Raw genomic sequence first — 22,302 nt, 5'->3', positions numbered from 1 at the left:
ATACTGGATGTATCGGGGTGATCCCGACAACGCGGCGAGCGTGCGTGCCAGGCGCCGTCGGGCAGGCGGGACTTTCGCAACACGCCCTAGGGGGTGTCCGCAGAATGGCGGGCCCCCGGCACCCGGCGTAGCGTCGGGAGCGAGAGCCGGACCCCTAGGAGGCCGATCGATGATCCGCAACGTCATCGGCTCGGTCCTGGCCCTCGCCGGAGCGACGGCCGCCGTCTGGAGCCCCTTCCGTGCCTGGTACGACGGCCGTCTCGGCCGCGACTACGCGATCGACGAGCTGTTCACCGGAATCACGGAGACCAGGGCCGACCTGCTCGGCTCGATCCTGCTGCCCTTCGCCTTCGCCGCCCTCGTCACGGTCCTCGGCGTCGTCCTCCGCTCCCGGCTGCTCGTCGCCCTCGCGGGAGTCGTCGTCCTCGGCTTCACCGTCTTCTGGATGGTCCGGGTCGGGCAGGCCGAGGGCAGCATCGTGATCTCCGGCGACGGTGCGGGCCTGGGCGACGGGGTCGCCAACGCCTTCGGCGGCGGGGTGCTGCTGCTCCTCGGCGCGCTCGTCATGTCGGGCCGACACCCGACGCACCGGCTGGACCGGACGGACCACGAGCCGCGGCCCACGCACCCCACCCTTGACGGGCCGCCGCCGGTCACGGGGGTCCCGGACGGCGCGGAGGTCGGGGACGGGCCGCACCGCCACCCGCAGGCCTCCACGCCGTACGCCGCCCCGACGCAGCCCTACGACGTCCCGACGTGGGATCCGGACCGGGACGGCCCCCCGGGGCCCCCGCCGCGGTAGCGGGGGCCCGGGCGCCGTCGTCAGCGGGGCGCGGACCCCCTGCCCGTGGCCGTGCCCTTCACCGCGTCGAGCGCGTACACGCAGCGGTCCTTGCTGCACGCGTACACGACCCCGTTCTTCGCCACCGGCGAGCCCGTGATCTCGCCGCCCGTGGCGAGCTTCCAGCGGAGCTGCCCGCCGGTCGCGTCCAGCGTGTAGAGGACGTGGTCGGCGGAGCCGAAGTGCACCCGGCCGTCGGCGACGACCGGGGAGCCCACGAGCTCGCCGCCCGCCGCGAACCGCCACCTCGGGGTGCCGGTGACCGCGTCCAGCGTGTAGAGCGCGCTGCCGCTGCCCACATGGACGTTGCCGTCGGCGACGAGCACCGGCTCGGCCGACTGGCGCGGCTCGGTCGCGATCCGCCACCGGTCCTGGCCGGTCGTGGCGTCGAGCGCGTACACCGTGCCGAGGTGGTCGGAGAGGTACACCCCGCCGCCCGTGACGGCCGGACCCGGTGCGAACGCGGGCGGGGAGAGGAAGACCGCGGGCGCCTCGAAGTGCCAGCGGACGTGCCCGGCGGCGATGTCGATCGACAGGACCCGGGTGCCGGCGGAGACGTACACGCAGCCGTCCTCGGCCGGGGCGACCCGGACCGGCACGTTGGCACAGGAGGCGGCGTCGCCGATGGGGTACGACCAGCGCTCCACGCCCGTCCGGGCGTCGAGGGCCTGGAGCCGGGCGTCCTTCCAGACGTACACGGTGTCGCCGTGCACGGCGGGCCCCGCCTCCGGGGTCTCGAAGTCGGTCTGCGCGCCGGTGATCTCCCACAGCTTGGCGCCGTTGGAGGCCTCCCAGCCCTGGACGCCGCCGCCGCGCGTACCGGTGACGACCGTGCCCCGGTCCACCTGGAGGGAGTACACCCAGGCGTCCGTGTGCAGGCGCCAGCGCTCGCTTCCGTCGCTCGCGTCGAGCGCGTACAGCGTGGGCCCGTCGGAGGCGTGGATACGGCCCGAGGAGACGGCCATCGACCAGGCCACGTCCCGGGTCTTGAACTGGCGCCGCCCGCTGCCGGTGTCCAGCGCGTGCACCTCGAACGAGGTCACGTAGAGCAGGTCGCCGTCGACGACCGGGGTGCCCCAGACGTCGTTCGACATCCGGAAGCGCCAGGGCCGCCAGTGACCGGGCTCCGGCGGCTGCGCCGGGGCGGCAGGATCCCCCTGCGGGGGTACGGCGACGGGGCGCGAACCGGGCAGCGGGCCGGGCTCGGCGCCGTGCGGACCGCCGGCGGGCGGCCTGATCCAGCCGGTCGCCGGGCCTGCCTCGGCGCTGCGGCCGACGGCGAGCGCGGCCCGGGTGTCGGACACCCGGGGGCCGGGGCCGATCGGCACGGTGGCGCCGCCCAGCCGGACGGGGCCGCCGGCGCTCTCGGCGGGACCGGCGTGCCGGCCGCCGAGCTGCGCGGGCTCGGGCTGCCGGCCGGGCTCCGGGGAGCGCGGGTCGCCGGACCGCTCGGCGGGCTCGCGGGGCGGGCGCGGCGGCATCGGCGGGGCGGTCGGCCCGGGGACGGGACGGCCGCCGTTGCGCCGCTGCTCGATCATGGCGGTGGCGCGGTGCGGCAGCCAGGCCGAGGCCGTGCCGCTGTCGTCGCTGCCGGGACCGAAGAGGTGCGGGGCGAGCTGGGCCTGGAGGTCGGCCGGGCTGGGCCGCCGGGTGACGTCCATCTGCATGCAGGAGTCGATGAGGGGCCGGAGCTCGTCCGGGAGGCCCTCCAGGTCCGGCCCCTCGCGGAGCAGCATGAAGACGGTCTCGACCGGGTTGGCGCCGTGGAAGGGCGCGTGGCCGGTGGCGGCGAAGACCAGCATCGAGCCCAGCGAGAAGACGTCGCTCGCGCCGGTGACGCTGCGCGAGTCGCGGGCCTGCTCGGGCGACATGTAGGCGGGGGTGCCGACGGCGACGTTGGTCATCGTCAGGCGCGTGTTGGACACCCCCGACGCGATGCCGAAGTCGATCACCCGGGGGCCGTCCTCGACGACGAGGACGTTGGAGGGCTTGAGGTCACGGTGGACCAGGCCCGCGCCGTGGATGGACTGGAGGGCCTCGGCGACGCCGGCCGCGAGCCAGCGCACTGCCTGGGCCGGGAGCGGCCCGCACTCGTTCACTATCTCTTCGAGGGAGGGCGCGGGGACGTAGGCGGTGGCCAGCCACGGCACGGCGGCGCGCGGGTCGGCGTCGACCACGGCGGCCGTGTAGAAGCCCGAGACGGCCCGGGCGGCCTCCACCTCGCGGGTGAAGCGGACCCGGAACAGCTGGTCCTCGGCGAGCTCCGTGCGCACGGTCTTGATCGCCACGCGCCGGCCCGAGGCCGAGCGCGCGAGATAGACCAGGCCCATCCCGCCCGCGCCGAGCCGGCCCAGCACCTCGAAGGGCCCGATACGTCTCGGGTCGTGCTGCGTCAGCTGTTCCACTTGCCTGCCACCTCCCCGTACGGGCCATGAAGGTACGGCCCCGTGGCCCTGATTCTTCCTGTCCGAGGGCCTGGTTGCGAACCCGGGGGCGGATCGGGGTGTCGGACGTTCGCCACGGTGTATGCGAGTGGACGTTCGAGATGTCGCCGGTTGTGGTGCTGAAGTGCGGTAGTGGTGCGTCTGTACGGGAGCGAGTGACACGGTGAGTGTCATGAAGCTCACGGCGAGGACGCCGACTGCTGCCGTCGCCGGTGCAGATGGCGGTGTCCGGTGCGCGTGTCCGCCGGGTGCTCGGGGGGGGGGAAACGAGCAGGTACGTGAGCAGGTGGGCGCGCATCTCGGTTTCCTCGCTGCGACGGACCTCACGACCCGTTGCGCCCAAGGACCGGCGCATTCGGCCGAGACGTGGGCGGAGCGAAAGCGGGGGCTGACGCCCTTGATGTCGTCACGGTGGGCGGGGAGCCTGACGAGGGCGACGCGTATCGGAGCCATCCGGCGGGGATGCCTCACGGTGTGGCGGGCGGCTCCGAGAGGACGGCGAAGCGGGCGCCCTGGTTGTCGTGGAGGACTGCCACGCGGCCGTGCGGGGTGTCCAGGGGCGGGGTGGCGACGCGGCCGCCGAGGCGGACGGTGGTCTCGCAGGCCTCGTCGCAGTCGTCGACGACGAAGTAGACGAGGACGTGGCCGGGCATCTCGGCGGGGAAGTCGTCGCTGATGACCGCGCGCCCGCCGAAGGCGCTGTCGTCGCCGGGCCGGGAGCCGGGGGGCGACCAGACGCGGTAGTCGAAGCCGGGGTCGCGGCCCTCGGCTCCGGCGTCGGCCTGGCGGCCGAGGTAGCCGAAGACGGTGGCGTAGAAGGTGTCGACGGCGTCCGGCCGGCGGGTGTACACCTCCATCCAGCAGAAGGCGCCCGGCTCGTTCGTCTTCTCGAAGCCGTCGTCGTCGCCGGCCTGGCGGAGGCCGAAGACGGCGCCGCCGGGGTCGGCGGCGAGCGCCATGACGCCGAACGGGCCGACGGGGTAGGGCTCCATGACCATCTGGCCGCCGGCGGCCTTGATGCGGGTGGCGAGGGTTCCCGCGTTCTCGGTGGCGAGGTAGACGGTCCAGGTGGTGGGCATGCGGCCGTCCCGCTTGGGGAGGAGCCCGGCGACCCGGCGTCCGTCGAGGAGGGCCTCGTCGCGGTCGGCGTCGAAGGTCCAGCCGAAGAGCTCGCCGTAGAAACGCTTGCCCGCTTCGAGATCGGGAAGCTGCGCGTCCACCCAGCACGGGGTGCCCTCTGTGCGTGCGGCCATGGCTCCACGCTAGGGCGGCGGAGAGCCCCTCGCACGCCCTGACATGCGAACATAAAGGCGATTTATGCCCCGGGAACCCTTGGGGCGCTTGAGTTGTCCACCGAAGTTGTCCACAGGCTGTTCATAAGCCTATTCGGGTACGGGGCTCCCCCGGCCGGTCCGAGGACGTGCCCCGCACCCGCCTCCATGGCTTGAACCCGCCCCCTCCGTCCGGGGCCGCCACGCCGCGCCGACCTCGTGGAACGCCCCCGGAACAGGGCCGCACCCCATTTGCAGTCGGCCGAATCGCGCGCCGACCCCCCCTCGGTAAGCTGACGGCATGACAGGACAAGTACGCACCGTCGACGGCCGCGTGGCCGGACGACGCGGTCAGGCGACGCGGCAGAAGCTGCTCGACTGCCTCGGTGAGATGCTCAGCTCCTCGCCCTACCGGGACGTCAAGGTCATCGATGTGGCCCGGAAGGCGGGTACTTCACCCGCGACGTTCTATCAGTACTTCCCGGACGTCGAGGGTGCCGTTCTCGAGATCGCGGAGGAAATGGCCAAGGAGGGCGCCGGGTTGACCGAGCTGGTCTCCGGCCGCTCCTGGGTCGGCAAGGCCGGCTGGCAGACATCCGAGGAACTCGTCGAAGGCTTCCTGGACTTCTGGCGCAAGCACGACGCGATCCTCCGCGTCGTGGACCTCGGCGCGGCCGAGGGCGACAAGAGGTTCTACAAGATCCGGATGAAGATCCTGAACTCGGTCACCAACTCCCTCACGGACGCGGTGAAGGAGCTCCAGGCCAAGGGCAAGGTCGACAAGGAGGTCAACCCGGCCGCCATGGCGGGCTCCCTGGTGGCGATGCTGGCCTCGGTCGCCGGCCACCAGAAGGGCTTCCAGACCTGGGGCGTCAAGCAGGCCGAACTCAAGCCGAACCTGGCCCTCTTGGTCCACCTGGGCATCACCGGCAAGAAGCCGACCAGATAGACCGGACAGCCCCTTCCCACCTCCTCCACCCGTCCTGTCGTCGACGCCGACGGCGGTCCCGCTCCGCCCCCACGGAGCGGATACCGCCGTCGGCGTCGGCGTTCTCCGGGCGGAGCGCCCGGAGCGGGGCGTCAGCGCCGGGTCAGCCGGAAGAGTCTGATCTCGCGCTCCACCCGCTGCTGGTAGGTGGCGTACGGCGGCCAGAACTCCAGCGCCGCCTTCCAGGCCGCCGCCCGCGCCTCCCCCGCGAGGAGCTCCGCCCGTACGGGGACGTCCTCGCCCCGCCAGTTGACCTCGACGTCCGGGTGGGCGAGGAGGTTCGCCGTCCAGGCGGGGTGGCCCGGCCGGCCGAAGTTGGAGCCGATGAGCAGCCAGCCGCCGTCCGGCTCCGGCATGCAGGCGAGCGGTGTCACCCGGGGGAGCCCGCTCCTGGCGCCCCGTGCCGTGAGGATCACCCCCGGCAGCATCCGGGCGCTGAGCAGCACCTTTCCCCCGGTCAGCCGGTGGACGGCCTTGTCCATCGCCGGGATCACGTGCGGGGCGATCCGGGCGAAGGTCCGGGTCGAGGACACCTTCTGCATCAGTCTCACGCCGACGGGCATCTAGGCCGCCACCTCTCCGAAGAGTCCGGTCCGTTCCGCCGCCCGGGCGCGCAGTCGCCGGGCGGGTCCGAAGAAGAGTTCGTCGGAGGCGGCCCGCTGGTAGAACAGGCGGGCCTCGCGCTCCCCGGTGGCGCCGCCGCCGTGGAGGCGGACGCCCTCGCCCGCCGTGGCGCGCAGTGCCTCCAGGGCCTGGGCGAGCGCGAGCGGCCCGCCCTCGGGGCCGGGGCCGGGTTCGCGGGCCGCGCTGTAGGTCAGGGAGCGGGCGGCCTCGACCCGGACGTACAGGTCGGCGAGGGTGCTCCTGGCCGCCTGGAGGTGACCGGCGGGCCTGTCGGGGCGGGCGCGCGGGCCGAGGCCGGCGATGGCCCGGTCGAGTGCGGCGCCGGCCGCTCCGACGGCCTCGGCGGCGATCATCACGGCGGCGGTGCGGCCGGTGGCGGCGAGTGCGCCGAGGACGTCGGCCGGTTCCTCGCCGAGGAGTTCGGCCCGGGCGTCGCGGAGTTCGACGGTGGCGTGGGGGCGGGTGAGGTCGAGGGCGGTCCTTCGGGTCCGTACGAGTCCGGGGGTCCCGCCCGCGCGCTGCCGCACGAGGAAGAGGAGGGTGCGGCTGCGGGCGAAGCCGCCGGTGTGGGCGGCGACGAGCAGGAGGTCCGCGCTGTGCCCGTCGAGGACCTGAGCGGCCTCCCCGTACAGCCGCCAGCCGCCGTGCTCCGTCCCGTCGTCGCCTTCCTCGCTCCCGGTCGCGGGGCGGGCCTGGATTCCGCCGGCCCGGCCGCCGCCCGACCAGTCCTCCGCGGTGTTGTCGCCGGTCAGGCCGAGGGCGAGCGCGAGGGAGCCGCCGGGGACGGCGAGGGCGCAGGTCAGGCTTCCGTCGATGACGCGCGGGAGGAGTTCGGCGCGCTGGGCGGGGGTGCCGAGGGCCGCGATCAGCGGGGCGGCGAGCACGGCGGTGGCGAGGAGCGGGGAGGGCGCGAGGGTGCGGCCGGTCTCCTCGCAGGCGAGGGCGAGTGCGGCGGGGCCGTGGCCGGCGCCTCCGTACGCGGCGGGGAGGGCGAGTCCGGCGAGGCCGAGGGTGCTGGAGAGCCGGGCCCAGAGCTCGGGGTCGTACCCCTCGGGGGTGGCGCCGGCGGCGTGGTTCTCGGCCGGCCCGGTCCGTTCGGCGAGCAGGTCCCGCAGGGTGCGGCGGATCTTCCGCTGCTCCTCGGTGAGCGCGAGCGCGGCCTCGGGTGCGGCGGCGTCGGCTGCTGTGTCGGCGGCGTCCATGAAGCTCCCTCCGTATCTGACGGTCCGTCATGCTAGGGCGGCGGGGTACCGGTTGCCCAGAGAGACGCCGATCCCGATTCGGCAAATCTGATGTACCGTCAGATCCATGGTCGCCACTTCACGCAGCCCCCGCCGCGTCGCCGTCGTCGGCGTCTCCCTCGCCGACTGCGGACGCGTCGACGAGGCCACCCCGTACGCACTCCACGCCCAGGCCGCCCGGCGCGCCCTCGCGGACAGCGGCCTCGACCGCTCGCTGATCGACGGCCTCGCCTCGACGGGGCTGGGCACGCTCGCCCCGGTCGAGGTCGCCGAGTACCTGGGCCTGCGCCCCCGCTGGGTGGACTCGACCGCCGTCGGCGGCGCCACCTGGGAGGTCATGGCCGCGCACGCCGCCGACGCGATCGCCGCCGGGCACGCCAACGCGGTGCTGCTCGTGTACGGCTCCACCGCGCGCGCCGACATCCGGGCCCGGCGGCGCACCGCGAACCTCTCCTTCGGCTCGCGCGGCCCGCTCCAGTTCGAGGCCCCGTACGGGCACACCCTGATCGCGAAGTACGCGATGGCCGCCCGCCGCCACATGCACGAGTACGGGACGACCCTGGAGCAGCTCGCCGGGGTCGCGGTGGAGGCGCGGGCGAACGCGGCGCTCAACCCCGAGGCGATGTTCCGGGACCCGATCACCGTCGACGACGTCCTGGACGGCCCGATGATCGCGGACCCGTTCACCAAGCTGCACTGCTGTCTGCGCAGCGACGGCGGCTGCGCGGTGCTGCTGGTCGCGGAGGAGTACGTGAAGGACTGCCGGACCACCCCCGTCTGGGTGCTCGGCACCGGCGAGCACGTCTCGCACACCACGATGTCGGAGTGGGAGGACTTCACGGTCTCCCCGGCGGCGGTGAGCGGCCGGCTCGCCTTCGAGCGGGCGGGGGTGAGCCCTGCCGACGTCGACCTCGCCGAGATCTACGACGCCTTCACCTACATGACCCTGGTGACGCTGGAGGACCTGGGCTTCTGCGCGAAGGGCGAGGGCGGCGCGTTCTTCGGCGAGAAGGGCCGGCTGCCGGTGAACACGGACGGGGGCGGGCTCTCGGCCTGCCATCCCGGGATGCGCGGGCTGTTCCTGCTGGTGGAGGCGGTGCGGCAGTTGCGCGGGGAGGCGCCCGGGCTGCAGGTGCGGCGGCCGGACGGCTCGCTGCCGCGGCTGGCGGTGGCCTCGGGGACGGGGGGCTGGTTCTGCTCCTCGGGGACGGTGGTGCTCGGGCGCGACTGACCCGCCGGGGCCACCCCGGAAAGAATCTATACAAGCGTCATAGACAGTCGTGTAGGACATTCGTATAGTCATCGGCGCGGGCTAAGGAGACGCCCGCACCACCGACAAGGAGTCCGCCATGAACAGCACCGCGAACAGCACCCCGAAGACCACCCCGAACACCATCGCGAAGCCCGCCGCGCACACCCCCGCGAGCGCCCCCGCGAAGACCGTCCTCATCTCCGGCGCCTCCGTCGCCGGCCCCGCCCTCGCCCTCTGGCTGCACCGCTACGGCTTCGCCCCCACCGTCGTCGAGCGCGCCCCCGAGCTCCGCACCGGCGGCTACAAGGTCGACATCCGCGGCACCGCGATCGAGGTCTGCCGCCGGATGGGCATCCTCGACGAGATCCGCGCCAGGTCCACCGACATGCGCGGCGGTTCCTACGTCGACGACGCCGGCCGCACCATCGGCGAGCTGCCCGCCGACGTCTTCGGCGGGCGCGTCGAGGAGGACGACGAGATCATGCGCGGCGACCTCGCCCGCCTCCTGTACGAGCGGACCCGCGAGGACGTCGAGTACGTCTTCGACGACTCGATCGCCTCCCTCGCGGAGGACGCCGACGGCGTCACCGTCACCTTCGACAGCGGCACCGTCCGCCGCTTCGACCTCGTCGTCGGCGCCGACGGACTCCACTCCCACACCCGGAGGCTCGCCTTCGGCCCGGAGGAGCGGTTCAAGCGCCACCTCGGCGCGTACATCTCCATCTTCACCGCCCCCAACCACCTGGGCCTGGACCGCTGGGAGACGTACCACGCCCTCCCCCAGAAGCTGCTCTGCGTCTACAGCTCCTCCGGCGAGACGGACGCCAAGAACCTCTTCGTCTTCTCGGCGCCCGAGGACGTCCCGTACGACCTCCGGAGCGTCGCCGGCCAGAAGCGGCTGCTCGCCGACACCTTCGCGGGCGACGGCTGGGAGGTCCCCCGCCTCCTGGAACACGCGGCCGCCGCCGACGACTTCTACCTCGACTCCATGTCCCTGGTGGAGATGGACCGCTGGTCCAAGGGACGCGTCGTCCTGCTCGGCGACGCCGCCCACTGCGCCTCCCCCGCCTCCGGCCAGGGCACCGGACTCGCCCTCACCGGCGCGTACGTCCTGGCGGGCGAACTGGCCCGGGCCGGCGGCGACCACACGGTGGCCTTCGCCCGCTACGAGGAGCGGATGCGGCCGGGCGTCGAGCAGAACCAGAAGATGGCCGAGGGCTTCGTCAAGGAAATGACGGTCGACTCGAAGTGGAAGATCGCCCTGCGCATGTTCATGGTCCGCACCCTGCCGAAGACCCCCTGGAAGAACCTCATCGCGAAGAAGATCCGCGACGGGATCCAGTCCGCGGCCAACGCGGTCGCGATCGAGGACTACACCGTGCCGGCCGGCACCCCGGCGACCCCGCGCCCTACCGTGACCGCATGACCGACTTCCACCACGCCCTCCGCTCCCTCCGCGTCTGGGACACCGAGCTCCCCTCCTTCGACCCGGCGGGCGCCCCGCCCGAGCCGCTCGCCCTCTTCCACGACTGGTTCACGGCCGCCGTCGCCGCCGGCCAGACCGAGCCGCACACCCTCTCCCTGGCCACCGCGGACGAGGACGGCAGGCCCGACGTCCGCACGGTGATGCTCCACGACGCCGACGAGCGCGGCTGGCACTTCGCCTCGCACGCCACCAGCGCCAAGGGCTGCCAGCTCGCCGCCCGCCCCGAGGCCGCCCTCGGCTTCTACTGGCCGGCCCAGGGCCGCCAGGTCCGGATCCGGGGCCACGTCACCACCGGCACCCCCGAGGAGGCCTACGAGGACCTCCACGCCCGCACCACCGGCGCCCTCGCCGCCGCGCTCGTCGGCCGGCAGAGCGAGGTCCTGGACTCCCCCGAGACCCTCGCCCGGGCGAGCGAGGCGGCCTGGCACCGGGCCGAGACGGAACCGGACGCGCCCTCCCCCACCTGGACCCTCTACGTCGTCGAACCGGCCGAGGTCGAGTTCTTCCAGGGCGACGCCCGCCGCCGCCACCTCCGCCTCCGCTACCGCCGCGACGCGACCGGCACGGGCTGGCTCCGCGAGCTGCTCTGGCCGTGACCGGGGCGGCTCAGGGAGCGTCCCCCGCCCCGTACATCTCGTCGATCTCGCGCGCGAAGTCCCGCAGCACGGCCCGCCGTTTGAGCTTCAGCGACGGGGTCAGATGGCCCGAGCGCTCGGAGAACTCGGTCGTCAGGAGCCGGAAGGCGCGGATCGACTCCGCCCGCGAGACCAGCCGGTTGGCATCGTCCACGGCCCGCTGGACCGCACCGAGGAGCTCCTCGTCCCGGGTCAGCTCCCACAGCGCCAGATGGTCCTTGTGCCGCATCCGCCGCCAGTGCGTCAGGCCCTCGTGGTCGAGGCTGATGAGGGCCGTGACGTACGGCCGGTCGTCGCCCACCACCATGCACTGCGCGACCAGCGGGTGGGCGCGCAGCCAGTCCTCCAGCGGCGCGGGGGCCACGTTCTTGCCGGCCGAGGTGATGAGGATGTCCTTCTTGCGGCCGGTGATCCGCAGATAGCCGTCCTCGTCGAGCGAGCCCAGGTCGCCGGTGGGGAACCAGCCGTCGTCGGTGTACGGCACGGCCGCCCCGCGCTGGGCGTCCCAGTACCCGGCGAAGACGTGGGCGCCCTTGAGCCAGACCTCGCCGTCGTCGGCGATCCGGACGGCCGTGCCCGGCAGGGGCCAGCCGACGGTGCCGGTGCGGGGCCGGCGCGGCGGGGTGACCGTCGAGGCCGCCGTGGTCTCCGTCAGGCCGTACCCCTCGAAGACCGCGAGGCCGGCGCCCGCGAAGAACTCGGCGAGCGGCGCACCGAGCGGGGAGCCGCCGCAGATCACGTACTTCACCCGGCCGCCGAGCGCGGCGCGGATCCGCCGGTAGACGAGCGGGTCGTACAGCGCCCGCGCGGCCCGCAGCGCGAACGAGGGCGCGGAACTCCCGCCGAACTTGCGGGCGATGGCCGCCGCGCGGTCGAAGGCGGCGGCCTTGCCCGCGCGTTCGGCGGTGGCGCGGGCGGTGTTGAAGACCTTCTCCATGACGTACGGGATGGCGAGGAGGAAGGTCGGCCGGAAGGCGGCGAGGTCGGTGAGGAGTTCGTCGCCCTCGACGGAGGGGGCGTGGCCGACGCGGACCCGGGCGCGCACGCAGCCGACGGAGACCATCCGGCCGAAGACGTGGGAGAGCGGCAGGAACAGGAGGGTGGCGGCGGGCTCCTTGCTCTCCGAGACGAAGACGGGGTGGAGGAGCCGGACGGCGTTGTCGACCTCGGCGAAGAAGTTGGCGTGGGTGAGGGCGCAGCCCTTGGGGCGGCCGGTGGTGCCGGAGGTGTAGACGAGGGTGGCGAGGGTCTCGGGGGTGAGGAGCCCGCGCCGGGCGGTGACGGCCTCGTCGGCGATCCGGGCGCCGGCCCTGCGGAGCAGGTCGACCGCGCCGGTGTCGAGGGCCCAGAGATGGGCGAGGCCGGGGAGCTGCCGGCGCTCGGCGGAGACGAGCCGGGCCTGCCCGGGGTCCTCGACGACGCAGGCGGCGGCCCCGGAGTCCTGGAGGATCCAGCGGGTCTGGAAGGCGGAGGAGGAGGGGTAGACGGGGACGGTGACGAGTCCGGCGGCCCAGGCGGCGAAGTCGATCAGGGTCCACTCGTAGGTGGTGCGGGCCATGAGGGCGAGCCGGTCGCCGGGGCGCAGTCCGTGGGCGATGAATCCCTTGGCGACGGCGTGGACGTCGGCGGCGAAGCGGGCGGCACTGACGTCGTACCACTGGCCGTCGGCGTCCTTCCGGGAGAAGAGCGCGGCCTCGGGGTCCTGGCGGGCGTTGTCGTACGGCAGGTCGGCGAGGGAGCCGCGGGCCACGCGGGGGACGAGCGCGGGGACGGAGACCTCCCGGACCCGCCCGTCCACCCGTACCTTCTGCGGCTCGACCGGCTCGGTCCCGGATGCGGCGATGACGACGGACACGTGCGGCTCCTCGGTCTGCGCGATGAACTGAGGTCGTGCGTCGGTACGTTGAGCCCTGTGATCCTTTGACTAGCCGGTAACCTTACTGCGCGGTAAGGCTCAACGGGGAGACCAGCGCTCGCTTTTCATGAGGTTCCCGAGCCCGGCCCAGGCGAAGTTCATGAGCGTCGCGGCGGCCTCCTTCGCCGTCACCCCGGGCGTCTCGTTCGCCCAGGTGGCCAGGGACTCGGCGGAGCCGACCAGCGCCTGGGCGAGCGCGTCCACGTCCCGCCCGGTGACGGCCCCGTCCGCCGCCCCGGCGGCCTCCCCGATCAACCCCGCCACGAAGGCCACGATCCCGTCCCGCAGCCGCGCGAGCTCCCCGGCGAACGGCTCGCCCTGCGTCCGCGCCCGCAGGCTCAGCACCAGCCACGAGTCCGGGTGGTCGGCGGCGTACGCGAAGAAGGCGGAAAGCCCCGCCCAGAGCCGCTCGTCGGGCGGCAGCTCCGCCCCCTCGACCCCGGCGGCCACGGACCCGAGCAGCGCGTCCGCCTCACGCCGGATGCAGGCGGTGAACAGCTCCTCCTTGGACCCCAGGTAGAGGTAGACCAGCGGCTTCGACACCCCCGCGAGCTCGGCGATGTCGTCCATCGACGCCGCCTGGTACCCGTGCCGGGCGAAGCACCGCACGGCGGCGTCCATCATCTGCCGCTCCCGCACGACCCGCGGCAACCGCCGCGCCCTCACCCCGTCACCCACGGCACCCACCCCTGTTTCCAAGATCAATCGGCTGCCCCGCAGAAGACTACGTGCCCCCTGCCCGGACGGGGGCAGGGGGCACGGAGGCGTTCGGGGCGGGCCGTACGGGACGGACCCGCCGCGTCAGGCGGCGGCCGTGACCGCGACCTTCTGGTCGGACTCGCCGACCGTGACCAGCTCGTCGAGCGGGGACGCCGAGGCGTTCGCGTACGCGGTGTGGTCGAGGATCTTCTCGCGGGCGGCGACGATCACCGGGACGAGCGCCTGACCGGCCACGTTCGTGGCCGTGCGGATCATGTCCAGGATCGGGTCGATCGCCATGAGCAGGCCGACGCCCTCCAGGGGGAGTCCCAGGGTGGAGAGGGTGAGGGTCAGCATGACCGTCGCGCCGGTGAGGCCGGCGGTGGCCGCCGAGCCGATGACCGAGACGAAGGCGATCAGCAGGTAGTCGCCGATGCCGAGCTGCACGTCGAAGATCTGCGCGATGAAGATCGCGGCGAGCGCCGGGTAGATCGCGGCGCAGCCGTCCATCTTGGTCGTGGCGCCGAACGGGACGGCGAAGGAGGCGTACTCCTTCGGGACGCCGAGGCGCTCGGTGACCTTCTGGGTGACCGGCATGGTGCCGACGGAGGAGCGGGAGACGAAGGCCAGCTGGATCGCGGGCCAGGCACCCTTGAAGAACTGGATCGGGTTGACCTTGGCGACCGTCGCGAGCAGCAGCGGGTAGACGCCGAAGAGGACCAGGGCGCAGCCGATGTAGACGTCGGCGGTGAAGGTCGCGTACTTGCCGATCAGGTCCCAGCCGTAGTCGGCGATGGCGAAGCCGATGAGGCCGACGGTGCCGAGCGGGGCGAGGCGGATGACCCACCACAGGGCCTTCTGGAGGAGCTCCAGGATGGACTCGGAGAGCGTGAGGATCGGCTTGGCGCGGTCGCCCAGCTTGAGGGCGGCGATGCCGGCGACGGCGGCCATGAAGACGATCTGGAGGACGTTCAGCTCGGTGAAGGGCGTGATGACGTCCGTCGGGATGATGCCGGTGAGGAAGTCGATCCAGGAGCCCTCGCGCTTCGGCAGCTTGCCGTCCTGCGGGGTGAGGCCGGTACCGGCGCCCGGGTTGGTGATCAGGCCGATCGCGAGGCCGATGCCGACCGCGACCAGCGAGGTGATCATGAACCAGAGCAGGGTGCGGGTGGCGAGCCTGGCGGCGTTGTTCACCTTCCGCAGGTTGGTGATCGACACCAGGATCGCGAAGAAGACGAGCGGGGCGACGGCCAGCTTGAGCAGCTGGACGAAGATGTCGCCGACCTGGCCGAGGGTCTCCTTCAGCCAGGAGACGTCCTGGCTGCGGGCGATCCAGCCGAGGAGGGCGCCGAGCACGAGGCCGGCGATGATCTGGGCCCAGAAGGGGACCTTCGGTATGCGCGCGGAAGCCGGGGACTTCTGCTCGGGTGCGTTCGCGGACGCGGACACAGACACACTCCACAGGTGCGTATCGGGAAATACGGGACGGGGGTGCGGCACACACGCGTTTTCACGCGGGCCGCTGCATGATGCCGGGTCAGAGCTCGCGGCAACAGACCGCGGACATACTGGGGGTCCCCCCTGCACGAGCGGAGCCGAGTCCTTGGGGGAGGCACAGATCGACGTGCAGGCGCGCCACGAGCGGGGTGCTCGCGGCATGAGAGGGGCGCACTGCTGTCGTCATGTCGAACACGTTAACACTTGAACTTTGAGATCCTCAAAGCCATTCTTTGGGTGCGCGGGAGCCCCCTTCCGCCTCTGAAACACAGAAATCCCCAGGCTGGAGCCTTGGAAGGCCCTACCTGGGGTGGTGTTGGTCGGGTACGCCCGTGTACGTCTGTGAGGAACCTTACGCGGGCTTTACGGCGCTACAGCGAGTCCTCCTGGGACCGGTTCGAGGCGAGCCGGCCCTTGGCGCGGTCGACCTTCGCCACGACCTCGGCGCTCGCCTCGTCCCGCACCTTGCGCAGGAGGACGAAGCTGAGCGGGGCGGAGACGACGATGGCGAGGACGAGGACCCAGAGCAGGTTCGAGTCGCCCAGGCCGCGCGGCAGCACGCCGACGTAGACGAGACCCCACAGGGCGAAGAAGCACCCGGCGAAGATGCCGAGCCGCATCAGCGAGTAGCGGAGCATGTCAGTCAGTCCACTCTTCCGTTCCGAAAAGTTCCCATACGGGACGAGCGCGCCTCCAGTGAAGCACGGGGAGGGGCGTCCACCGGGAGCGGGGGGTTGCCGGAGGGGGGCCGAGGTGAGGCCGGAGCAGGGGCCCGCGCCTCTTGAGACCCTCCCCACGTAATGGCTAAGCTCTACACATGACCCTTACGTTCGAGGTGGACCCGGCCGTCGACCGGACCCTGCGCGACGGCGTGCTCTCCCTCTGGGCCGACGTCTCCAACGCGGGCGGCGCCGTCGGTTTTGTACCGCCCGTGACCCCTGACGAGATCCGCCCCGCGCTGCTCAAGCACCTCGTCGCCATGGCCGAGGGCGGTACGCGCCTGCTGGTCGGCCGCGACGAGGACGGCGAGGTCGCCGCCACCGCCTTCTTCACCTTCAACACCCACCCGCTGATGGGCCACTGGGTGTGGCTCTACACGGTGATGGTCCACCCGCGCCACCAGGGCAAGGGGTACGGCTCCGCCCTGATGGCCGCCGTCGAGCACACCGCCCGCACCGCCCCGGGCTTCGAGGCGATCGAGGCGATCCGCCTGACCTGCCGGGGCGGCACCGGCGTCGACGGCTTCTACGCCCGGTCCGGCTACAAGGAGGTCGGCCGCGTCCCCGACGCGATCCGGGTCGCCCCCGGCGACGACCGCGACGACATCGTCATGCTGCTGCCCCTGAACTGACCCCGCCGGGACCCGACCGGAACGGGCACGGCTTGTCGGGTCCGGCAGGGGCCGCCCTTCCTACCGTGAGGACCTGGAAGAAGGAAGGACACACCCGTGCTGGAGCGGCTCAACGAGGCCCTGGACCACATCGAGGAACACCTCCGCGGGGACCGCGAGGACCTCGACGCGGCCGTGCTCGCCCGGATCGCCATGACGTCGGAGTACCACTTCCGGCGGCTGTTCTCGGCGCTGGCGGGGATCCCCCTGTCCGAGTACGTACGGCGCAGGCGGCTCACCGTCGCCGGCGCCGAGGTGCTCGCCGGCGAGCGCACCCTCCTGGAGATCGCGGTCCGCTACGGCTACGGATCCGGCGAGGCCTTCGCCCGCGCGTTCCGCGCGGTGCACGGCGTCGGACCCGGCGAGGCCCGGCGCACGGGCGCAGCGCTGAACGCCCAGCCGCGGATGTCCTTCCGCCTCGTCGTCGAAGGGAACAGCACCATGCGGTACAGGGTCGTGGAGAGGGAAGAGTTCCGGATCGTCGGGCGCCGGGCCCGGGTGCCCCTCGTCCACGAGGGCGAGAACCCGGCGATCGCCGCGCACATCCGGTCCATCGGCCAGGAGGCCCTGGGCCGGCTCGCGCGCCTGTCGGACGGTGATCCGGCGGGCGTCGTCTCCGCCGTCGTCCACCTCACGGAGAGCCGGGAGGAGGGGGCGGAGCTGGACTACTGGCACGGGGCGGTGAGCGGCGCCGAGGTCCCCGCGGAGTTCGACGCGCTCGACGTGCCCGCCGGCACGTGGGCGGTCTTCGAGAACGAGGGCCCGTTCCCGAAGACGCTGCAGTACCTGTGGCGGGACATCTTCACGCAGTGGTTCCCGTCCAACCCGTACGCGAGCCGGCCGGGCCCCGAGGTGCTGGCCGTCTCGCCGTCGGAGGACTGGACGACGGCACGGGCCGAGCTGTGGATCCCGGTGGAGCGCACGGAGAGCTGACGGCGGAACGGGGAGAGGGGCCGGCGGGGATGTCCCCACCGGCCCCTCTCTCCACTCTCTGTCCGAGGAATCCCCGCCCGACGGATCCCTGTCCGACGGATCCCTGTCCGACGGATCCCTGTCCGGCGAACGCCGGTGCGTCAGAACCGCATCGACTGCGGCGTCTCGCGCCGGTCCGCGTCCGGGCCGGGGTACTCGCGGATGATCTCGTACCGGGTGTTCCGCTCGACCGGGCGGAAGCCGGCGTCACGGATCAGTTCGAGCAGGTCCTCGCGGCCCAGCTTGTTCGGCGTGCCGTAGTTGTCGGCGTCGTGCGTGATCTTGTACTCGACGACCGAGCCGTCCATGTCGTCCGCGCCGTGCTGGAGCGCGAGCTGGGCGGTCTGGACGCCGTGCATGACCCAGAAGACCTTGACGTGCGGCACGTTGTCGAAGAGCAGGCGGGAGACCGCGAAGGTCTTCAGGGCCTCGGCTCCGGTCGCCATCGTGGTGCGCGCCTGGAGCTTGTTGCGGACCTTGCCGTCCTGCATGTCGACGAAGTCGTGCTGGTAGCGCAGCGGGATGAAGACCTGGAAGCCGCCGGTCTCGTCCTGGAGCTCGCGCAGCCGCAGCACGTGGTCGACGCGGTGGCGCGGCTCCTCGATGTGCCCGTACAGCATCGTGCTCGGGGTCTTGAGACCCTTCTCGTGCGCGAGGCGGTGGATCCGGGACCAGTCCTCCCAGTGGGTGCGGTGGTCCACGATGTGCTGGCGGACCTCCCAGTCGAAGATCTCCGCGCCGCCGCCGGTGAGCGACTCCAGACCGGCCTCGATCAGCTCGTCGAGGATGTCGGAGGCCGACATGCCCGAGATGGTCTCGAAGTGGTGGATCTCGGTGGCGGTGAAGGCCTTGAGGGAGACGTTCGGGAGGGCCTTCTTGAGCTCGGAGAGCGAGCGCGGGTAGTAGCGCCAGGGCAGGTTGGGGTGGAGCCCGTTGACGATGTGCAGCTCGGTGAGGTTCTCGTTCTCCATCGCCTTGGCGAGGCGGACGGCCTCCTCGATGCGCATCGTGTACGCGTCCTTCTCGCCCGGCTTGCGCTGGAACGAGCAGTACGCGCAGGACGCGGTGCACACGTTCGTCATGTTGAGGTGGCGGTTGACGTTGAAGTGGACGACGTCACCGTTCTTGCGGGTCCGGACCTCGTGGGCCAGGCCGCCGAGCCAGGCCAGGTCGTCGGACTCGTACAGAGCGATGCCGTCCTCACGGCTCAGCCGTTCACCGTCCCGGACCTTCTGCTCAAGTTCGCGCTTGAGTCCCGCGTCCATGTACGGCCGCCTCCCTTTGTCTCCGAAATCAGGCTCCACCACCGTACTCTCAGCCCTCTTCGGGAAGGTCTCCGACCCGGTTCTCCCACTTCGTGGAGAGCACGATCGTCGTGCGGGTGCGGGAGACGCCCTTCGTGCCGCTGAGGCGGCGGATGGTCTTCTCCAGGCCGTCGACGTCGCTGGCGCGGACCTTGAGCATGAAGGAGTCGTCGCCGGCGATGAACCAGCAGTCCTCGATCTCGGCGAGGTCCTTGAGCCGGCGGGCCACGTCCTCGTGGTCGGCGGCGTCGGAGAGGGAGATGCCGATGAGGGCGGTGACGCCGAGGCCGAGCGAGGCGGCGTCGACGGTGGCCCGGTAGCCGGTGATGACTCCGGCCGCCTCAAGTCGGTTGATGCGGTCGGTGACGGAGGGGCCGGAGAGCCCGACGAGCCGGCCGAGCTCGGCGTACGAGGCACGGCCGTTCTCACGCAGAGCCTGGATGAGCTGCCTGTCCACGGCGTCCATAGGTATGAAGCCTTCCATTGTCCAGCGATACCGCGAGTTTAGGTATAGAATCTAAGGTACACAGGGAAGACGCCCTGTGAATCTTTCAGCAGATCAAAGACGATCTTTCAGGAGTGGTGTTCACCGTGTACACGATCGAGATGGCCTACGCCCGTATGCGCGAGCTGCAGGACCTGGCCAACCGCTCGCGTGCCCACCAGTCGGTCTCCGCCTCGAAGCGCGCCGCGAAGAAGCGCGCGAAGAAGCGCTAATCAGCCCGGAGAGCAGCACCCAGCTCTCCCTCCCAGCGGCGGTACAGCCGGTGCGGCACCCTTGCCGCGTCCAGCACCCGCCCGGCGACGAAGTCCACCAGGTCCTGGATGTGCGTCGCCCCCGCGTAGAACGCCGGAGAGGCGGGCAGCACCACGGCGCCCGCCTCGTCCAGCGCCACCATGTGCTTGAGCGTCTGCCCGGTCAGCGGGGTCTCCCGCACGGCGACCACCAGCGGCCGCCGCTCCTTCAGCGTGACGCTCGCGACCCGCTGCAGCAGGTCCTTCGAGAGCCCCAGCGCCACTCCCGCCACCGCGGCGGTCGAGGCCGGCACCACCAGCATCCCCTTCGCCGGGTACGAGCCCGAGGACGGCCCCGCGGCCAGGTCCCCGGCCGCCCAGTACCGCACGTCCGCCAGGTCCGGCGCGGACACGTCGAAGGTCCCGGGCTTCCCGTCGGCGCCCCGCGCCAGCCAGGTCGCCAGGTCCTCGCGCCAGTGCGCGTCCCGGAAGGAGATGCCCGTCTCGTCCAGGAGCGTGAGCCGCGAGGCCCGCGACACGACGAGGTCGACGCTCTCCCCGGCGGCGAGCAGCCCCCTGAGGACGGCGGCGGCGTACGGCGTGCCCGACGCGCCGGAAACCCCCACGATCCAGGGCCGACGACTCTTCAATTCCTGCGACTCCACGACAGAGAGCCTATCCGGCCAGGAAAAAGCGGGCCTGGGGGCGGCACCCGCACCGCCCGCCGCCGTCAGGCGTCCCGGAAGCGCAGCAGCCGCTTCGCGGTGCTCCTCACCAGGCGGTCCGCCTCGGTGAGGGGGAGGCGTTCGCGGCGGAGGCGGAGGGAGGGCCGCCCCTCGGCCCCGAAGCCCTCCTTGAAGCGCGCGAGGGAGGAGCCCGGACGGGAGTCGCCCATGACGTACGCCTTCCGGCCCTCCGTGCACGCGTCCTCGATCGCCCGCCGCTGCAGCAGGAAGTTCGCCCGCACCGGATGGGCCAGCTCCCGTTCCATCGCGCCGCGCCAGTACTTGGCCCGGTCGCCGTACGACAGCACCACGACGCCGGCGGCCGGCTCCCCGCCGACCCGGGCCAGGTAGACCGCGCACGAGCTGCCGAACCGCGCGGCGACCTCCTCCAGGTACCGCCGCGGGAACGCCCGGGACTGCCGCAGCCGGGCGAGCGCCCTCGGCTCGTGCTGCTGCCCGGCCCAGCGCACCATGGACGTCTCGTACAGGCCGTAGAACTCCCCCACCAGCCGGCCCCCGCGGTCGACCTCCACCTCGACGGGCGAGCGCTCGGCCTTGCGCGCGTCGCGCCGCACCCGCTGGTGGAAGCGGTGCTCCCAGACCTCGTCGAAGCCGCCGCCCAGGTCGAGGACGTACGTCGTCAGGGTCTCGGCGGCGAAGTCCGCCGCCGCGGCGGACGTCCACACCGGACCGGCGTCCGGTCCGAACCGCACGCCGACCCGCAGCGCCGGGAGGCGGGCCAGGTCGCGGAGGACGACCCGGGCCTCCTCCTCGTCGGGTGTGCCCGGGGCCGCCAGCGGCCCGCCGATCCCCCAGCCGGACGGCCAGGACTCCTCGGCGGTCAGCCGTCCGGGCAGCCCGCGCCGCCGGGCGAGCGGCACGAGGAGCCGCCGGCCGCCCTCGAAGGCGTACAGCCGGCTGGCGTCCTCGTAGGGTCCGGTCGCGCAGAGGCTGTCGAGCCACGCCGGGGTCTGGGTGACGAGCGTGGCCGGGTCCTCCTCGGCCAGCCGCCACCACTCCTCGCGCGGCGCCGGGCTCGTCACCCGCACCGGGCCCGCACCGGTGGTCCGGTCGAGGACCTCCACGGTGCTCACCGCCTCCCTGCTCACCGTTTCCCGGCTCACCGCCGCGCCACCTCGGTGAGGACCGGCACCACGTTCCCGGTGACCCAGCGGCGGCTGCGCCCGTAGCGCGCGGACTTGGCCGCGTTCCCCGCCACGTGCCACAGCCAGGTGAGCAGCGGCAGCAGGGCCTCGTCGGTCTCCTGCGGCGGGGGCGGGACGTCGGAGTGGGCGAGCAGGTCGCGGTCCTCGGGCAGCAGGCCGCCGCGGCGCACGGCCTCGGCGACGATCCTGCCCAGCTCCCGCCGCTCGCGCTGCTGCCGCAGGGTGAGGACGAAGAGGTAGGAGTCGACGGCGCACGGCCCGTCGGGGCGGGCGTCCGCCCAGTCGATCACCCCGGAGAGCGCTCCGCTCTCCTCGTCCACCAGGATGTTCCCGGGGTGGTAGTCGCCGTGGGTCCAGGCGGTGGTGAGGGTGCGCCCGGCCAGCCCGCCGAGGAGGCGGTCGCGCAGGGCCCGCAGGGCGGTCCGGCCCCGGGCCCCGCCGCACCAGGGGACCTCCTCCGTCAGCACCGCGAGCCGGGTGTCCACCCAGTCGGCGCTCCTCCGGTCGGCGCGCTCCGGGCGGCCGGTGGCGCGGTGCAGGGCCGCGACGGTGTCGAGCGCGGCGAGGGCGAGCGGCAGGGTCCGGCCGGGTGTGCGTCGCAGGAGGGTGTCCGCCTCGACGCCCGGCAGGCAGCGCTCGGCCACGAGCAGCAGCCGTCCCTCGTACCGCAGCTCCTCGGCCGGCGGCAGCAGCCTCCGCCACTCCCCGACCCGCTCGTCCCCGGCCAGCTCGCGCAGGGCCGCGCAGCCGTGGGTGAGGGAGCCGGCGGCGCGGGCACTGCGCGGGTGCTTGATCACGAGGGGGTCGGCCGCGTGGTCCTCCAGCCGGAAGACCAGCAGGTCGGAGACGGTCCGCTCCAGCCGGTGCAGATCGCGGAAGCGGACGTTCCCGCCGCGCAGCAGTCCGGCGAGCCGGTGGGCCCGCACCAGGTCGGACGGGCGGGTCAGCAGCGGGTTCGGGTCGAGCGGGAGGAAGCCGCTCCATCCCGGGCGTTCGGGGCCCGGCCGCTCCCCCGGCACGGTCCGGGGGAGAGTGGTGTCCACGGATCCTCCCGGCCACGCGTCGGACTGTCGCACGCTCCGACGCACGCGAACCGACGATGACGAACCGACGATGA

At 72.8% G+C, this 22,302-nt stretch carries 21 protein-coding genes; 8 read left to right on the top strand and 13 right to left on the bottom strand.

The annotated features are described in order from the left end of the window. The first annotated feature begins 169 nt into the window (after window positions 1–169). Window positions 170–802 (top strand): hypothetical protein, encoded by a 633-nt coding sequence (locus ACF08F_RS34340; RefSeq protein ID WP_392302448.1) that lies wholly within the window; start codon window positions 170–172, stop codon window positions 800–802. A 20-nt stretch (window positions 803–822) separates the two neighbouring features. Here the strand turns inward: ACF08F_RS34340 and ACF08F_RS34335 are convergent, their stop codons facing one another. Further along, entirely contained in the window at window positions 823–3,246 is a 2,424-nt protein-coding gene (locus tag ACF08F_RS34335; protein WP_392302447.1) for a PQQ-binding-like beta-propeller repeat protein, read from the bottom strand. A gap of 506 nt (window positions 3,247–3,752) precedes the next feature. Continuing rightward, window positions 3,753–4,538 (bottom strand): VOC family protein, encoded by a 786-nt coding sequence (locus tag ACF08F_RS34330; RefSeq protein ID WP_392302446.1) that lies wholly within the window; start codon window positions 4,536–4,538, stop codon window positions 3,753–3,755. A gap of 319 nt (window positions 4,539–4,857) precedes the next feature. Here ACF08F_RS34330 and ACF08F_RS34325 point away from each other — a divergent pair, with 319 nt between their 5' ends. Further along, window positions 4,858–5,505 (top strand): TetR family transcriptional regulator, encoded by a 648-nt coding sequence (locus ACF08F_RS34325; protein ID WP_055642901.1) that lies wholly within the window; start codon window positions 4,858–4,860, stop codon window positions 5,503–5,505. A 131-nt stretch (window positions 5,506–5,636) separates the two neighbouring features. Here ACF08F_RS34325 and ACF08F_RS34320 read toward each other — a convergent pair whose 3' ends face one another. Both ACF08F_RS34320 and ACF08F_RS34315 read right to left on the bottom strand, forming a co-directional pair. After that, the gene (locus tag ACF08F_RS34320) at window positions 5,637–6,107 is read right to left on the bottom strand and encodes a nitroreductase family deazaflavin-dependent oxidoreductase (RefSeq protein WP_392302445.1); all 471 of its coding nucleotides are present in this window, start codon (window positions 6,105–6,107) and stop codon (window positions 5,637–5,639) included. Then, window positions 6,108–7,370: an acyl-CoA dehydrogenase family protein gene (locus ACF08F_RS34315; protein WP_392302444.1), complete on the bottom strand. Its 1,263-nt coding sequence runs from the start codon at window positions 7,368–7,370 to the stop codon at window positions 6,108–6,110. It lies immediately after the preceding gene. A 106-nt stretch (window positions 7,371–7,476) separates the two neighbouring features. On the opposite strand from ACF08F_RS34315, the gene ACF08F_RS34310 reads away from it, so the two are divergent. From ACF08F_RS34310 to ACF08F_RS34300, 3 genes are all read left to right on the top strand, one after another. Continuing rightward, window positions 7,477–8,640, top strand: coding sequence for an acetyl-CoA acetyltransferase (locus ACF08F_RS34310; RefSeq protein ID WP_392302443.1), 1,164 nt, complete (start codon window positions 7,477–7,479; stop codon window positions 8,638–8,640). 118 nt (window positions 8,641–8,758) lie between these two features. Then, window positions 8,759–10,087, top strand: coding sequence for an FAD-dependent monooxygenase (locus ACF08F_RS34305; protein WP_392302442.1), 1,329 nt, complete (start codon window positions 8,759–8,761; stop codon window positions 10,085–10,087). Then, the gene (locus tag ACF08F_RS34300) at window positions 10,084–10,743 is read left to right on the top strand and encodes a pyridoxal 5'-phosphate synthase (protein ID WP_392302441.1); all 660 of its coding nucleotides are present in this window, start codon (window positions 10,084–10,086) and stop codon (window positions 10,741–10,743) included. Before ACF08F_RS34305 ends, ACF08F_RS34300 begins: the two co-directional genes overlap by 4 nt. Window positions 10,744–10,753: 10 nt before the next feature. On the opposite strand, the gene ACF08F_RS34295 is transcribed toward ACF08F_RS34300, so the two are convergent. From ACF08F_RS34295 to ACF08F_RS34280, 4 genes are all read right to left on the bottom strand, one after another. Then, window positions 10,754–12,637 (bottom strand): AMP-dependent synthetase/ligase, encoded by a 1,884-nt coding sequence (locus ACF08F_RS34295; RefSeq protein WP_392302440.1) that lies wholly within the window; start codon window positions 12,635–12,637, stop codon window positions 10,754–10,756. A gap of 99 nt (window positions 12,638–12,736) precedes the next feature. After that, complete coding sequence (locus ACF08F_RS34290) at window positions 12,737–13,321, bottom strand: TetR/AcrR family transcriptional regulator (protein WP_392302451.1); 585 nt, start codon at window positions 13,319–13,321, stop codon at window positions 12,737–12,739. Between the two features lie 177 nt (window positions 13,322–13,498). Further along, entirely contained in the window at window positions 13,499–14,845 is a 1,347-nt protein-coding gene (locus tag ACF08F_RS34285; protein WP_392302439.1) for a dicarboxylate/amino acid:cation symporter, read from the bottom strand. A 419-nt stretch (window positions 14,846–15,264) separates the two neighbouring features. Continuing rightward, window positions 15,265–15,531 (bottom strand): DUF4229 domain-containing protein, encoded by a 267-nt coding sequence (locus ACF08F_RS34280; RefSeq protein WP_392302438.1) that lies wholly within the window; start codon window positions 15,529–15,531, stop codon window positions 15,265–15,267. 179 nt (window positions 15,532–15,710) lie between these two features. Between ACF08F_RS34280 and ACF08F_RS34275 the strand changes: the two genes are divergently transcribed. Both ACF08F_RS34275 and ACF08F_RS34270 read left to right on the top strand, forming a co-directional pair. Continuing rightward, complete coding sequence (locus ACF08F_RS34275) at window positions 15,711–16,244, top strand: GNAT family N-acetyltransferase (protein WP_392302437.1); 534 nt, start codon at window positions 15,711–15,713, stop codon at window positions 16,242–16,244. A 96-nt stretch (window positions 16,245–16,340) separates the two neighbouring features. Further along, window positions 16,341–17,216 (top strand): GyrI-like domain-containing protein, encoded by an 876-nt coding sequence (locus tag ACF08F_RS34270; protein WP_392302436.1) that lies wholly within the window; start codon window positions 16,341–16,343, stop codon window positions 17,214–17,216. Window positions 17,217–17,356: 140 nt separating this feature from the next. Here ACF08F_RS34270 and mqnE read toward each other — a convergent pair whose 3' ends face one another. Beyond that, window positions 17,357–18,520: an aminofutalosine synthase MqnE gene (gene mqnE / locus ACF08F_RS34265; protein WP_392302435.1), complete on the bottom strand. Its 1,164-nt coding sequence runs from the start codon at window positions 18,518–18,520 to the stop codon at window positions 17,357–17,359. Window positions 18,521–18,569: 49 nt separating this feature from the next. Next, window positions 18,570–19,025 carry an Lrp/AsnC family transcriptional regulator gene (locus tag ACF08F_RS34260; protein ID WP_030495192.1) on the bottom strand — a complete coding sequence of 152 codons (456 nt, stop codon included), beginning with the start codon at window positions 19,023–19,025 and terminating at the stop codon, window positions 18,570–18,572. 113 nt (window positions 19,026–19,138) lie between these two features. Between ACF08F_RS34260 and ACF08F_RS34255 the strand changes: the two genes are divergently transcribed. Next, on the top strand, window positions 19,139–19,276 hold the full coding sequence (locus ACF08F_RS34255) for a hypothetical protein (protein ID WP_167534144.1): 138 nt from the start codon (window positions 19,139–19,141) through the stop codon (window positions 19,274–19,276). Here the strand turns inward: ACF08F_RS34255 and ACF08F_RS34250 are convergent. The 3 genes from ACF08F_RS34250 to ACF08F_RS34240 form a co-directional block, all read right to left on the bottom strand. Then, window positions 19,273–19,944 (bottom strand): UbiX family flavin prenyltransferase, encoded by a 672-nt coding sequence (locus ACF08F_RS34250; RefSeq protein ID WP_392302450.1) that lies wholly within the window; start codon window positions 19,942–19,944, stop codon window positions 19,273–19,275. The genes ACF08F_RS34255 and ACF08F_RS34250 overlap by 4 nt on opposite strands. A gap of 80 nt (window positions 19,945–20,024) precedes the next feature. Next, window positions 20,025–21,113 carry a GNAT family N-acetyltransferase gene (locus tag ACF08F_RS34245; RefSeq protein ID WP_392302434.1) on the bottom strand — a complete coding sequence of 363 codons (1,089 nt, stop codon included), beginning with the start codon at window positions 21,111–21,113 and terminating at the stop codon, window positions 20,025–20,027. A gap of 26 nt (window positions 21,114–21,139) precedes the next feature. Continuing rightward, a complete protein-coding gene (locus ACF08F_RS34240; RefSeq protein ID WP_392302433.1) occupies window positions 21,140–22,228 on the bottom strand; it encodes a phosphotransferase family protein in 1,089 nt (362 codons plus the stop codon). Between the last annotated feature and the right edge of the window lie 74 nt (window positions 22,229–22,302).

It is taken from the genome of Streptomyces sp. NPDC015130 (genome assembly GCF_043080005.1).
Lineage (GTDB): Bacteria > Actinomycetota > Actinomycetes > Streptomycetales > Streptomycetaceae > Streptomyces.
The sequence above is the reverse complement of the archived record's forward strand: the minus strand, read 5'-3'. Positions and strand labels throughout refer to the sequence as shown.

Coding starts and splice junctions, on each gene's coding strand:
- ACF08F_RS34260 (WP_030495192.1), bottom strand. CDS start 19,025: ATGGACGCCGTGGACAGGCAGCTCATCCAGGCTCTGCGTGAGAACGGC.
- ACF08F_RS34310 (WP_392302443.1), top strand. CDS start 7,477: ATGGTCGCCACTTCACGCAGCCCCCGCCGCGTCGCCGTCGTCGGCGTC.
- ACF08F_RS34320 (WP_392302445.1), bottom strand. CDS start 6,107: ATGCCCGTCGGCGTGAGACTGATGCAGAAGGTGTCCTCGACCCGGACC.
- ACF08F_RS34340 (WP_392302448.1), top strand. CDS start 170: ATGATCCGCAACGTCATCGGCTCGGTCCTGGCCCTCGCCGGAGCGACG.
- mqnE (WP_392302435.1), bottom strand. CDS start 18,520: ATGGACGCGGGACTCAAGCGCGAACTTGAGCAGAAGGTCCGGGACGGT.
- ACF08F_RS34275 (WP_392302437.1), top strand. CDS start 15,711: ATGACCCTTACGTTCGAGGTGGACCCGGCCGTCGACCGGACCCTGCGC.
- ACF08F_RS34325 (WP_055642901.1), top strand. CDS start 4,858: ATGACAGGACAAGTACGCACCGTCGACGGCCGCGTGGCCGGACGACGC.
- ACF08F_RS34330 (WP_392302446.1), bottom strand. CDS start 4,538: ATGGCCGCACGCACAGAGGGCACCCCGTGCTGGGTGGACGCGCAGCTT.
- ACF08F_RS34280 (WP_392302438.1), bottom strand. CDS start 15,531: ATGCTCCGCTACTCGCTGATGCGGCTCGGCATCTTCGCCGGGTGCTTC.
- ACF08F_RS34290 (WP_392302451.1), bottom strand. CDS start 13,321: ATGATGGACGCCGCCGTGCGGTGCTTCGCCCGGCACGGGTACCAGGCG.
- ACF08F_RS34300 (WP_392302441.1), top strand. CDS start 10,084: ATGACCGACTTCCACCACGCCCTCCGCTCCCTCCGCGTCTGGGACACC.
- ACF08F_RS34315 (WP_392302444.1), bottom strand. CDS start 7,370: ATGGACGCCGCCGACACAGCAGCCGACGCCGCCGCACCCGAGGCCGCG.
- ACF08F_RS34305 (WP_392302442.1), top strand. CDS start 8,759: ATGAACAGCACCGCGAACAGCACCCCGAAGACCACCCCGAACACCATC.